The sequence below is a fragment of the Pararhodonellum marinum genome (assembly GCF_015354735.1).
Lineage (GTDB): Bacteria > Bacteroidota > Bacteroidia > Cytophagales > Cyclobacteriaceae > Pararhodonellum > Pararhodonellum marinum.
The window spans coordinates 338177-350360 of sequence record NZ_JACEFJ010000003.1; the positions used below are offsets into that span (position 1 = coordinate 338177).

Below are 12184 nucleotides of genomic sequence, written 5' to 3' on the forward strand. Positions count from 1 at the left end.
ATTTTACTTTTTGAATCTTTCAGAAACGACCAAATCTTTGCTGCCTGCAGTGTATTTGTAAAATCCTTCACCTGATTTAGCTCCTTTATAACCTGCCTCCACCATATTGACCAAAAGCGGGCAAGGTGCATATTTGGGATTGCCGAAGCCTTCATGTAGGACCCTCAAAATGGAAAGGCAAACATCCAACCCTATAAAATCCGCCAATTGAAGGGGACCCATAGGATGAGCCATCCCCAGTTTCATCACCGTATCTATTTCTTGCACGCCAGCTACACCTTCATATAAAGTAATGATCGCCTCATTGATCATGGGCATCAGGATCCTATTGGCCACAAAACCAGGATAGTCATTGACCTCAACCGGGGACTTGTCCAACTTGCGGGAAAGATCCATGACTTTTTGGGTAATGGCATCCGAAGTGGCATAGCCACGAATCACCTCTACCAGCTTCATTACCGGTACGGGATTCATAAAGTGCATGCCGATGACCTGTTCTGGTCTATTGGTCACCGCACCGATTCTTGTGATGGAAATAGAAGAGGTATTGGAAGCCAAAATGGCCTCTTTTGGACAGTATTCATCCAAGGTTTTGAAGATGTCCAGTTTAAGGGAAAGATTTTCCGTAGCGGCTTCTACCACCAAGTCAGCATCCTGAACGCCATCTTTGATTTGTGTAAAGGTTTTGATCTGGGATAGGGACTCGTCTTTTTGTGTTTCGTTGATCAGTCCTTTGCCTACCTGTCGGTCCATATTTTTTTGGATGGTAGCCAGTGCTTTGTCCAAGGCGCCTTGTGAAATATCAATCAGGGCCACCTGATGGCCATATTGGGCAAAAACATGAGCAATGCCATTGCCCATGGTACCTGAACCGATTACTGCGATGTTGTTCATAAAATATTTGGGTTAAAATAAGGTGTAACTCCGCTGAGTATACGATGAATGGGTCAATTGAATGCCTAAAGCTATTTCAAAGAACCCCAAAATCCAATAAAAGGAAGGCTTTTTCCTTTGGACAAGGGCAATTGTTCCTGTTTCTCCAGCCCCCTTTTTACTGTATAAATTTGTAACTTTGAAGGATGAAAGAAATCGGAACCATCAATTCATTGTTAATCAATCGATTTACACCTAACGGTGCTTATTTGGCCTTAAGAGACGGGGAGGAAGTACTGTTGCCCAAATATTACCTCAGTGGAGAGGAAAAAGAAGGGGAGGAGGTTGAAGTTTTCATTTACACGGACAGTGAGGACCGGCCTGTGGCGGTAACCGACAGGCCTAAGGCCATCTTGGACGAATTTGCGGTCATGGAGGCCAAAGAAATCACCAAATTCGGTGCCTTTATGGATTGGGGCCTGCCCAAAGACCTTTTTGTACCGGCTGCAGAAATGCACAAAAAGATGGAAGCAGGTGAAAAATACCTGATCAGGGTCTGTCTGGATCATCAAACCGATCGTCTGATTGGGGTAAGCAAATATGAGGCTTTTCTGGAAACCGATACCCAGGGATTTGAAGAAGGACAGGAAGTGAAAGCCCTTGTTTTTGATGAAACCGAGTTGGGGTATAAGGCTTTGATAGAAGGTAACTTTGAAGGATTGATTTATAAGAATGAAACTTTCCAAAATCTGGGCATAGGAGATCAGGTTCAAGCCTTTATCAAAAAAAGAAGAGAAGATGGGAAATTGGACCTGCAATTGACACCTATAGGGAGACAGAAATATGAGGAAGGGGCTGAAAAAATCCTACAAACTTTAAAAGTCAGGAATTTTTTGCCCCTTCATGATCATTCATCCCCTGAGGAAATCAAAAAGACTTTGGGAATGAGTAAAAAACACTTCAAACAGTGTATCGGTCAATTGTATAAAGCCAAAAAAATAAGGATCCTCAAAGAAGGCATTGAGCTCTTATAACCTAATTTAACTTGAGGATTTCAGTGGGTTGTATGCAAAGCACGGCTTTGTCCCGTTTGATGGCTATCGGTGCTCTGATCAAATGGGGATACCGGGCAAGAATATTCAGCCATCCTTCCTCATCCCAGGTTTTGCCTGCAATGTGGTTTTGATAATCAGGATGCGCCCTGTTGAGTAAATCCTTTGCCCTGAGGTTGAGTTTCTCCAAAATTGTCCGCCAACCTGTGGCCGTGATCTTTTCTTTCTCAATGTTGATTTCATTCACATATTTGGCTACAGACCTGGCATAAGCCCGCGCCTGTTTGTCAATCGAATGTGTCGGATTGTAATAAAGAAATAGTTCACTCGGATGCATTTTCATTTCAATTTCATTGCTGAACTGATTAATATAAGAAATAAGTCTTGATTTTCAAAATTTAAATCCATATTTATTATTGTTAGCAAAATAAAAAGTAGGTAATTGCCATTATGAATTTAGATAATTTTAAATTAAACAGTCAAAACACCTATTCCATCCACAAAAAGACTGTGGATAAGCTGAGAAAAGTGAAACCCCACCAATTGGATAAGCTGTTTCATCCCATGCATGAGCAGGTTTTTTCTGAGATTGACTGTCTGCACTGTGCCAATTGCTGCAAAACCACGAGTCCCATTTTTTTACAGCCTGACATTGATCGACTGGCAAGACTATTCAGGATGAAGTCGTCAGAATTTGTGGAAACTTACCTTCGCAGGGATGAAGAGGGCGATTTTGTGCTGCTTCAAGCCCCCTGTCCCTTTTTGGGGGAAGACAACCGCTGTTTTGTTTATGAAGAAAGGCCCAAAGCATGTCGGGAGTATCCGCATACCAACAGAAAAAACATGTATGGAATCCTGAATCTAACCTTACAAAACACCTTGGTCTGTCCAGCTGTTTTTAAGATTTTTCAAGAGATTTCGAAAGAATTTAGGAAGTAAAGAATTCAGTTTAGTATTTTCGTAAATTAAACCTTTTGAAAATAACCATGGACAATCAAAAAGAACACTTTCTTGGCGTAGATGTAGGTGGAACGCATTTGAAGATCGGATTGGTAAGCAGGGAAGGAGAAATCATTGATTTTTTTAAAGAAGATACACAGCCATTGAGCAAAAGCCCTACTGGTTTCAATGTGGGATTTGTGGAAGTGGTAGGGAAATACCTATCCAAATTCAAGCAGGTACAAAAGGTAGGAATAGGCTTGCCTGGCCTGATCAGTAAAGACAGGACAACCACCTTAGAAATTCCGGCGATTCGGAGTTTGGATGGCTTTCATCTTAAAGGAGCGCTTTTGGAAAGATATCCCGGAAAAAGTTTCTTTTTGGAAAATGATGCCAGTGCAGCTGCTTTGGGTGAATTCCGCTTTGGAAAAAGCAAAGCTTCTCCCAATTTTCTTTTCATTACGATGGGTACCGGCATAGGAAGCGCATGTGTTATTGATGGCGAGATTTTCAAGGGTTCTCGAGGAAATGCCATGGAGATGGGACACATGCTTTCCAGAGGCAATGTCACATTGGAAAAATTAATAGGACGCGATGGCATTCTTCACATACTGGACCAAATGGTCAATGCCTATCCCGAAAAGGCAGAAGAATTATTGAATCAGGAACTTGGCACTCATTTGATGGTAGACAGTGCCAAAAGCGGCAATCAGGTGGCTTTGCTTGCCTTTCAGGAAGTAGGGGATATACTTGGAGAAGCTATCGTATCCACCATGAGGATCCTTGATGTCAATGAAGTTTATTTTGGAGGGGGAATATCAGCGGGACTGGAATTCATGATGCCTTCCATAGACAAAACCATCAGGCAATACATCACGCCTTACTACCACAAAGACCTGAAATTGAAAAAAGCTACTTTGGGTAACAATGCCGGGACCTTAGGTGCCGCAGCACTCTGTTTTATGGGTTCAGGTTTGTGATGGTCACCTCACTGACCCTACTGATCGCATTCAGTCTAAAAAGAACCTTCAAAGGTTCTTTTTCTGTTTCCAGTCCACCACAATCATCAGATGGCTCCAAAAAGTAGAAGAAAAAGCTTTGACTTTTGGTGTCCAGTTCCACCCGGTCAGGTCTGCCAAAGGTTTTGATCAGTTCCTGGTTATTTTTGCCCAGAAATTCATTTTTGATCCGTTTGATCTCCTCCAAATCCCGGATCCGCAAACCTTTACAGCCATATCTATCCTGCTTCCAGGCCTCTAAGTCAATGCTTCCTGCTTCCAGGCGGCCCGAACAGGAAAAGCCTGTCCATATGGTCAACAGGCACAATAGCAATCCCAAGGGCTTAGGCATTTCAGGGGGTATTTTGAAGATTAATTTGAAAATTTTTGATCACTTTTTGATTAAGCATCAGCCAAAGGTACGAACTTACAAGGTAAATCGACACCGACCCAAAAATAAGGGGTTCAGGCAGCATCTTCATTCCGGTCCATGCCAGGCAAAATCCGAAGACAAGTATGCGCACTGACTCCTGAAATAGGTACCACCGGCTTTGTTCGAAAACCCCTGAGAAACTGACCGTACTCCAAAGGATCACAAAAGAAAGGCCTAATTTCATCATGAGATCGAAACTGTCCAGATTGAACAGAAAAAATGCGGTCAAAAGCATGAGCATCACATACTGAAAAAAAACATACCAGTTCATGGGCTTGGGAATAGCGGTATCAAATTTCTGGTACGTTGATCCTACATCCTGAGGTGCCCTGTAGCCACCCAGGTAATCCGGTAGCCATCCCGGTTTGTTGAAGAGGTACCTGAATTTATCCCCCCAAGATTTTATCTGTCCCATTTCATTTTTCATGTTGGCATAGTGGGCCAGGTTGATCCAAACAGGGTTCCAACTTTTCACAGGGGTTGTAATGCCATAATGAGGCCTTTCCTCCTCTTCTTTGAAAGTGCCAAACCATTTGTCAAAAATGATAAAGGTACCACCATGGTTTTTATCGATGTACTTGGGATCACGGCCATGGTGAACCCGGTGATGAGAAGGGGTGTTCAGGACTTTTTCCAACCAGCCCATCTTGCCAATGGCTTCTGTATGAATCCAAAACTGGTAGAGCAGGTTGAGTCCGGAAACCAGCACCAAGGACAATGGATCAAAACCCAGAAAGGCGAGGGGAAGGTAGAAGGCAAAGGTCCAGATGGTCTGGGTGCTGCTTTGGCGCAAGGCTACGGAAAGGTTGTACTCTTCACTGGAGTGGTGGACCACATGGCCACCCCAAAACAGGTTGATTTCATGACTTTTGCGGTGTGCCCAATAATAGCAAAAATCATAGAGGAAAAACAGCAGGAGAAAGGTCCAAATGTTACTGGGAATTTCAAAAAAGGCAAATTTTTCAAAAAGAATGGTATAAATTCCAATGGACAGGACTTTGATGAACACGCCTGTGACTTGGGATACCACACCACAATTGATGTTGGTGATCGCATCGTTGAGCCGGTAACTGGGGTTTTTCTGAAAACGGAGGACGATCAGTTCAATTCCCATCAGGAGGAAATAGACAGGGATCGCAATGACTACAGGGCTTAAGTTCATTTTAGCAAATAGGTGTCTTTTGGATTAAACTGCAGGTTAAATATAAAACTAATTCAAGCAAAAAACAGTTTCAAACATCTATTCCGATAAATCTTTATATTTGCAGCTTAATTTAATTACCTATGTATTATCGCTTCGGGAAAGTTGCACATGTGCTTTCGATCTTTTTCTTTCTTTTTGTATTGATCTACATTTACTCAGCGCTCACAGAGATGGTGGCATATGAGGTTACTGAAACAGGTTATCCTCTCAAAGAAGTTGGTAAAAGCACTTTCTTTTATTTATCTATCGGGGTTTTTGTTCTGTTCAACCTGATCTTAACCTTTCCTGCCAAAATGATCGAAAAGCAGGCTACCCCTAATTTGAAACGAATTTTTCCCAGAGGAGAACCCTTTAGAGACCATATATTGGCTTGGATCTATTCATTTCTGGGGATCCTCAATGTTTCCTTGGGACTCATCGTGTTTTATTTTCACAGCCTCAACAATCAAAACGAAATCAGTTCAGGGGAATTTAATTTCTTTTTTTATTTAATTCCCATCTTTTTTGTAGTTTGGTTTGTGGGTCTTGCCCTTATTATCTCCAAGAGATTCAAACAGATGCCTTTGAGCAATTGAAAGCCAAATTAAAACATATCGCATTACTTGTAAAAGATTACGATGAAGCGATTGCCTTTTATACAGAAAAGCTTAATTTCACCCTCATAGAAGACACCCCTCTAAGTGAAACCAAACGCTGGGTCTTGGTGAGTCCAGATGGAGGCGAAGGCTGTTTGTTTCTTCTGGCCAAAGCAGCTACCGATGAACAAGCCCAAAGCATTGGCAGACAATCAGGAGGTAGGGTATTCCTTTTTTTGCATACCCAACATTTTGAAGAAGAGTATGCAAACCTGCTTCAACAGCAAATTAAAATTGTCAGGGGACCGGTTACGGAACCCTATGGCAGGGTATTGGTCTTTGAGGATCTGTATGGAAACCTTTGGGACCTGATCCAACCCAATCAGAAAAACAGTCAACAATAGCAAAAATAAGATTCAATGGCAAAAAGTGTGCAGTATGACGAGGACAGTATCAAATCACTGGATTGGCGGGAACATATCAGGCTCAGACCTGGGATGTACATCGGGAAATTAGGGGATGGTAGTGCACAGGATGACGGGATATATGTGTTGGTGAAAGAGATTCTGGACAACAGCATTGATGAACACATGATGGGATATGGCAGGACCATAGACATCAAAATCAGTGAACATAAAGTAGAGGTAAGGGATTACGGCCGGGGCATCCCATTGGGAAAAGTGATCGATTGTGTATCCAAAATCAACACCGGAGGTAAGTATGACTCCGGGGCTTTTCAAAAATCAGTGGGACTCAATGGAGTAGGTACCAAGGCCGTAAATGCGCTTTCTGAATCCTTTAGAGTACAGTCCTATCGGGATGGGCAGACCAAAGTGGCCGAATTCCAGAAAGGAATGTTGGTTCAAGATAAAGCGGTAGAGAAATCCTCGGACAGGAACGGGACCAAAATCGTTTTTTCTCCGGATCCCACAGTATTTAAAAATTACCATTTTATTCCTGAATATCTGGAAAACCAGATCTGGAATTATGCTTTTCTCAATGCCGGGCTGACCATTAATTACAATGGGAAAAAATTCTTTTCCGAAAGGGGGCTTTGGGATCTTTTGGATAGGAAAGTGGATGAGGAAAGCCAACGGTATCCCATCATACATCTGAAAGGCAACGACATAGAAGTAGCCCTTACCCATTCCAACCAGTACGGCGAAGAATATTACTCTTTTGTCAACGGTCAATTCACCACCCAAGGGGGCACCCACCTTGCGGCATTCAGGGAGGCCATTGTCAAAGCGATCAGGGAATTTTACAAGAAAGACTATGATGCCTCAGACATTCGCCAAAGCATCGTCGCCGCCATTGCCGTACGGGTGCAGGAACCGGTGTTCGAATCCCAGACCAAAACCAAGCTCGGTTCGCAAAGCATAGGCCCTGATGGGCCCACCCTCCGGACTTTTGTCAATGATTTCATCAAAACGGAACTCGACAATTACCTCCATAAAAATCCAAGTGCTGCCGATGCTCTGCTCAAGCGCATCCTTCAATCTGAAAGAGAGCGCAAAGAAATTTCGGGAATCAAAAAACTGGCCAACGAACGAGCGAAAAAGGCCAATCTGCACAACAAGAAACTCAGGGACTGTCGCATTCATTATGATGATCCCAAAGCGGACATGGAATTAAAGAATGAAACCATGCTCTTTATCACGGAAGGGGATTCTGCCTCCGGTTCCATCACCAAGTCCCGAAATGTACAGACCCAGGCCGTTTTTTCCCTCAGGGGTAAGCCGCTCAACTGTTACAGCATGACCAAGAAGGTGGTGTATGAAAACGAGGAATTTAACCTGTTACAGCATGCTTTGAACATAGAAGATGGCATCGAGAATCTGCGTTACCGGAAAATCGTGATAGCCACGGATGCCGATGTGGACGGCATGCACATCCGGTTGCTCATCATGACCTATTTCTTGCAGTTTTTTCCGGATTTGGTGAAAAACGGTCACCTGTATATCTTGGATACCCCGCTTTTCCGGGTTCGGAACAAGAAGGAAACCATTTATTGCTATTCAGATGAAGAAAGACAAAGGGCCATACACAAGCTGGGTAGCAAACCGGAAATCACCAGGTTCAAAGGATTGGGAGAAATATCCCCGGATGAATTTGGCACTTTTATCGGTGAAGACATCCGACTGGAGCCGATCATTCTGCGAAAAGACACCAAGATAGCGGATCTTTTGTCCTTTTATATGGGCAAAAACACCCCTGACAGACAAAATTTCATCATCGGTAACCTGAAAATCGAAAAAGACATCGTCCACGAAGATCCCGAAGAAAAGGTGGCGGACAAGGAGCCCCAGGAAAGTGAAGCAGCTTAACGGCACTGACCATCGGTGGTAGGAAACTTGAATGAACAATGAGCGAAGAAAACAACAACAACAATAACCCTGAAGATAAGGAAGACAGTCTCCATGAATCCATACCTGTTACAGGCATGTACAAGGACTGGTTTTTGGATTATGCTTCTTATGTGATTTTAGAAAGGGCGGTACCAGCCATCGAGGATGGATTCAAGCCTGTTCAGCGCAGGATTCTACATGCGATGAAAGAGATGGATGACGGTCGTTTCAACAAAGTGGCCAACATCATCGGACAATCCATGCAGTATCACCCCCATGGTGATGCCTCGATTGGGGATGCAATTGTCAACTTGGGCCAAAAGGAACTTTTGATCGAAACCCAGGGAAACTGGGGAGATATCCGTACGGGAGATGGAGCAGCCGCGGCCAGATACATTGAAGCCCGTTTATCAAAATTTGCCTTAGAGGTAGGATTTAACCCTCAAACCACGGAATGGCAGCTGTCTTACGATGGCCGTAAAAAGGAACCCGTCACCTTACCGGTCAAGTTCCCATTGCTTCTTGCCCAAGGGGTAGAAGGAATCGCGGTAGGTTTGTCCACCAAGATTTTGCCCCACAACTTCTGCGAACTGATTGAAGCTTCAATTGAAATATTGCAAGGCAACAAAAGTAACATATTGCCTGATTTTCCCACCGGGGGAATGGCCGACTTTACTGAATACAATGAAGGTCTCCGAGGCGGTAGGATTAAGGTGAGAGCAAAAATTGAAGAGGAGGATAGCAAAACCTTGTTAATCAAGGATATACCATTTGGTACGACCACCAATTCTTTGATTGATTCTATCATCAAAGCCAATGACAAGGGCAAAATCAAGATCAAAAAAGTGGTCGATAATACCGCCAAGGATGTGGAGATTCAGATCCAATTGGCACCGGGACAGTCCCCTGATATGACCATTGATGCCCTTTATGCTTTCACGGATTGTGAAGTCAGCATATCCCCCAATGCCTGTGTAATCATTCAGGACAAGCCGGTATTTCTTACCGTCAATGATATCCTGGCTTACAATACCAAGCAGACCAAAAAGCTGCTAAAGCAGGAACTGGAAATCCGCAAAGCGGAATTGATGGAAAAACTGCTTTTCTCGTCTTTGGAAAAAATATTCATTGAAAACAGGATTTATAGGGATATCGAGGAATGTGAAACCTGGGATGCGGTTATAGAGACCATCGACTTGGGTTTGACACCTTTCAAACCTGAATTTTATAGAGAAATCACTACAGAGGATATTGTCAGGCTGACGGAAATAAAAATCAAGCGGATCTCCAAATTCGATGCCTTCAAGGCGGACGAATTGATGAAAAAGCTTCAGGAAGAACTTAAACAAGTCAATTACAATCTTAAACACCTAACAGATTACGCCATCAAGTTTTTTACCAACCTGATGGATAAATACGGGAAGGGAAGGGAGAGAAAAACGGAAATTAGAACCTTTGACACCATTGCGGCAAATGTGGTGGCAGCCAACAACGCCAAACTCTATGTCAACCGGACGGATGGCTTTATCGGTTACGGACTTAAGAAAGATGAGTTTGTTTGTGATTGCTCTGATTTAGATGACATCATCGTTTTTCGGAAAGATGGGGTCTGCATCGTCAGCCGTATTCAGGAAAAGGGCTTTGTCGGTAAAGACATCATCCATGTAGCGGTATACCGTAAAGGGGATGAACGGATGGTGTACAACCTGATCTACCTCGATGGCAAATCGGGTAGGGCCATGGTCAAGCGTTTCCAGGTTCTTAGTGTTACCCGGGACAGAGAGTACGACCTGACCAAGGGTACCAAAGGCAGCAAGGTCCTGTATTTCACTGCCAATCCCAATGGAGAAGCTGAAATTGTGACTGTTTTTCTTACGCAGGGAGCCAAAGCCCGAATCAAGGTATTTGATTTTGAATTCAGCACCATTGAGATCAAGGGAAGGGGTGCAGGAGGCAACATATTGACCAGGTATCCGGTCAGAAAAATCCAGCTCAAGATGGAGGGTGTTTCTACTTTAGGAGGCATTGATATCTTTTATGATGAACATATCGGAAGGTTAAACACAGATCAAAGAGGCCAACGGATAGGGAATTTCCTTGGGGATGACAAAATCGTCGTTTTTTATAAAGAAGGTTCCTATGAGCTCACCACCTTTGAACTGACCAACCGTTATGAATCCAAAGAAGTGGTGCTTTTGGAAAAATTTGATCCGGAAAAAGTGATTTCTGCGGTTTATTATGACGGTGGCAGTAAAACCTTTTATGTCAAGCGTTTCAACATAGAAACCTCCACTTTGAACAAAAATTTCAACTTCATTTCCGACCACAAGCAGTCCTATCTGAAATTTGTTTCTACAGAAAAGCAACCACAGGTAAAATTGTTGTTGCTGAAAAATAAAACGGAAGAAGAGGTAGAATATGATTTGGATATGCTGATCGATGTCAAGGGCTGGAAAGCTTTGGGCAATAAGCTTTCTTCGCACGAAATCAAATCCATCAGCTTGGTAGAGACCAAATCGGCATCAGAGGAAAAAAGTCCAGCAACAGATGAGGCTGAAAATTTGGATACCGCATCGGATGATGCTGAAGACCTGGAAATAGGCGCTACCATAGATTTCAAAATCAAAAAGGAGGATGATGACCAACTTGGTCTTTTCTAAGGTTTAAAGGAAAAGGCATTTTTGATCTTTAAAGCCATGAATCAAATGGAGGAGGAATTCTCAAACTATTTGAGTGACTTTATTACTGCGCACAAAAAAAGGCGGATAGAGGAGCTTTTGGATAAAAGGACGAGATACCTTACGCTGGTTCTGGAAAATATCTACAAACCGCACAATGCCTCTGCGGTAATCCGAACGGCGGACTGCTTTGGCATTCAGGATGTCCATATCATCGAGCGGGAAAATTCCTACAAAATAAATCCCTATGTCACCCGTGGGGCCGCCCAATGGGTTGATATTTACAAATACACCCAAGGGGAGGATTCGGATAATCCTGTGGAAGTTTGCATTGACCACCTTCACGGGGAGGGTTACAAAGTCTATGCTACTTCACCCCAATCAGGAAGCCTATCTATTCACGAGCTGCAACCCCACCAAAAAACAGCTTTGGTATTTGGCAATGAACATGAAGGGGTCAGTGAAGAGGTCATTTCCAAAGTAGATGGTCTGGTGCATATTCCTATGTATGGGTTTTCGGACAGCTTTAATCTTTCTGTTTCCGCCTCCATCTTTTTGTTTGATCTGCTGAAAAAAGCCAAGGCCTTGGACCCGAAGCATTTTTACCTCACTGAGGAAGAAAAACAAGTGATCCGGCATAAATGGTACCGGAGTATTGTCAAACAGGTGGAGCTCCACGAAAAGGAGTTTTATAAGAAAAAGGGTTAATGTGATTTCAATTGGATCTCACAGATTACACTAATTTTCACAGAATTTTTGAGGTTTTTATTTCTCACAGAATACACGGATTTTCACGGATTTTTCGGGATAGGTTTTGGTTCACAGATCACACGGATTTCCACAGATTTTTTTGAGATAGGTTTTGTCTCACACCAAACTGAAATGTCCGGAACTTCAAACTTCCAACTCCCAACTTCGGACCTCGAACTCCCAACTTCCCACTCCCAACTTCCAACCTCCCACTCCCAACTCCCAACTCCCCACTTCCCACTTCCAACTCCCAACTTCCCACTTCCAACCTCCAACTCCCAACTCCCAACTCCCCATTTCCGTCCCAAAACCCGGTAAATCAAGTTCAAATGGA

At 43.3% G+C, this 12184-nt stretch carries 13 protein-coding genes; 8 read left to right on the forward strand and 5 right to left on the reverse strand.

The features are described 5' to 3' along the window. Positions 1 to 3 precede the first annotated feature (3 nt). Positions 4 to 894 (reverse strand): 3-hydroxyacyl-CoA dehydrogenase family protein, encoded by an 891-nt coding sequence (locus H1A14_RS08565; protein WP_194775817.1) that lies wholly within the window; start codon positions 892 to 894, stop codon positions 4 to 6. 185 nt (positions 895 to 1079) lie between these two features. On the opposite strand from H1A14_RS08565, the gene H1A14_RS08570 reads away from it, so the two are divergent. Continuing rightward, the gene (locus H1A14_RS08570) at positions 1080 to 1907 is read left to right on the forward strand and encodes a CvfB family protein (protein ID WP_194775818.1); all 828 of its coding nucleotides are present in this window, start codon (positions 1080 to 1082) and stop codon (positions 1905 to 1907) included. Between the two features lies 1 nt (position 1908). On the opposite strand, the gene H1A14_RS08575 is transcribed toward H1A14_RS08570, so the two are convergent. Continuing rightward, entirely contained in the window at positions 1909 to 2268 is a 360-nt protein-coding gene (locus H1A14_RS08575; RefSeq protein ID WP_194775819.1) for an arsenate reductase family protein, read from the reverse strand. A 107-nt stretch (positions 2269 to 2375) separates the two neighbouring features. On the opposite strand from H1A14_RS08575, the gene H1A14_RS08580 reads away from it, so the two are divergent. Next, positions 2376 to 2864 (forward strand): YkgJ family cysteine cluster protein, encoded by a 489-nt coding sequence (locus H1A14_RS08580; protein ID WP_194775820.1) that lies wholly within the window; start codon positions 2376 to 2378, stop codon positions 2862 to 2864. Between the two features lie 47 nt (positions 2865 to 2911). After that, entirely contained in the window at positions 2912 to 3844 is a 933-nt protein-coding gene (locus H1A14_RS08585) for an ROK family protein (protein ID WP_194775821.1), read from the forward strand. Here the strand turns inward: H1A14_RS08585 and H1A14_RS08590 are convergent. Next, the gene (locus H1A14_RS08590; protein WP_194775822.1) at positions 3825 to 4214 is read right to left on the reverse strand and encodes a hypothetical protein; all 390 of its coding nucleotides are present in this window, start codon (positions 4212 to 4214) and stop codon (positions 3825 to 3827) included. The two genes, H1A14_RS08585 and H1A14_RS08590, sit on opposite strands and share 20 nt — an antisense overlap. Before the next feature lies 1 nt (position 4215). Next, the gene (locus H1A14_RS08595) at positions 4216 to 5457 is read right to left on the reverse strand and encodes a sterol desaturase family protein (protein WP_194775823.1); all 1242 of its coding nucleotides are present in this window, start codon (positions 5455 to 5457) and stop codon (positions 4216 to 4218) included. A gap of 122 nt (positions 5458 to 5579) precedes the next feature. On the opposite strand from H1A14_RS08595, the gene H1A14_RS08600 reads away from it, so the two are divergent. From H1A14_RS08600 to H1A14_RS08620, 5 genes are read left to right on the forward strand one after another with little or no spacing between them, the layout of a single operon-like run. Continuing rightward, complete coding sequence (locus H1A14_RS08600; RefSeq protein ID WP_194775824.1) at positions 5580 to 6074, forward strand: DNA topoisomerase IV; 495 nt, start codon at positions 5580 to 5582, stop codon at positions 6072 to 6074. Beyond that, complete coding sequence (locus H1A14_RS08605; RefSeq protein WP_194775825.1) at positions 6071 to 6478, forward strand: VOC family protein; 408 nt, start codon at positions 6071 to 6073, stop codon at positions 6476 to 6478. Before H1A14_RS08600 ends, H1A14_RS08605 begins: the two co-directional genes overlap by 4 nt. A gap of 15 nt (positions 6479 to 6493) precedes the next feature. Continuing rightward, positions 6494 to 8401: a DNA topoisomerase IV subunit B gene (locus H1A14_RS08610; RefSeq protein ID WP_194775826.1), complete on the forward strand. Its 1908-nt coding sequence runs from the start codon at positions 6494 to 6496 to the stop codon at positions 8399 to 8401. A 38-nt stretch (positions 8402 to 8439) separates the two neighbouring features. After that, positions 8440 to 11082, forward strand: coding sequence for a DNA gyrase/topoisomerase IV subunit A (locus tag H1A14_RS08615; protein ID WP_194775827.1), 2643 nt, complete (start codon positions 8440 to 8442; stop codon positions 11080 to 11082). Between the two features lie 36 nt (positions 11083 to 11118). Further along, on the forward strand, positions 11119 to 11808 hold the full coding sequence (locus H1A14_RS08620; protein ID WP_194775828.1) for a TrmH family RNA methyltransferase: 690 nt from the start codon (positions 11119 to 11121) through the stop codon (positions 11806 to 11808). A gap of 83 nt (positions 11809 to 11891) precedes the next feature. On the opposite strand, the gene H1A14_RS08625 is transcribed toward H1A14_RS08620, so the two are convergent. Then, the gene (locus H1A14_RS08625; protein ID WP_194775829.1) at positions 11892 to 12179 is read right to left on the reverse strand and encodes a hypothetical protein; all 288 of its coding nucleotides are present in this window, start codon (positions 12177 to 12179) and stop codon (positions 11892 to 11894) included. Positions 12180 to 12184 lie beyond the last annotated feature (5 nt).

Excerpts from the sequence above, each read along its gene's own strand:
- H1A14_RS08565 (WP_194775817.1), bottom strand. The coding sequence starts at position 894 with ATGAACAACATCGCAGTAATCGGTTCAGGTACCATGGGCAATGGCATT.
- H1A14_RS08570 (WP_194775818.1), top strand. The coding sequence starts at position 1,080 with ATGAAAGAAATCGGAACCATCAATTCATTGTTAATCAATCGATTTACA.
- H1A14_RS08575 (WP_194775819.1), bottom strand. The coding sequence starts at position 2,268 with ATGAAAATGCATCCGAGTGAACTATTTCTTTATTACAATCCGACACAT.
- H1A14_RS08580 (WP_194775820.1), top strand. The coding sequence starts at position 2,376 with ATGAATTTAGATAATTTTAAATTAAACAGTCAAAACACCTATTCCATC.
- H1A14_RS08585 (WP_194775821.1), top strand. The coding sequence starts at position 2,912 with ATGGACAATCAAAAAGAACACTTTCTTGGCGTAGATGTAGGTGGAACG.
- H1A14_RS08590 (WP_194775822.1), bottom strand. The coding sequence starts at position 4,214 with ATGCCTAAGCCCTTGGGATTGCTATTGTGCCTGTTGACCATATGGACA.
- H1A14_RS08595 (WP_194775823.1), bottom strand. The coding sequence starts at position 5,457 with ATGAACTTAAGCCCTGTAGTCATTGCGATCCCTGTCTATTTCCTCCTG.
- H1A14_RS08600 (WP_194775824.1), top strand. The coding sequence starts at position 5,580 with ATGTATTATCGCTTCGGGAAAGTTGCACATGTGCTTTCGATCTTTTTC.
- H1A14_RS08610 (WP_194775826.1), top strand. The coding sequence starts at position 6,494 with ATGGCAAAAAGTGTGCAGTATGACGAGGACAGTATCAAATCACTGGAT.
- H1A14_RS08615 (WP_194775827.1), top strand. The coding sequence starts at position 8,440 with ATGAGCGAAGAAAACAACAACAACAATAACCCTGAAGATAAGGAAGAC.
- H1A14_RS08620 (WP_194775828.1), top strand. The coding sequence starts at position 11,119 with ATGAATCAAATGGAGGAGGAATTCTCAAACTATTTGAGTGACTTTATT.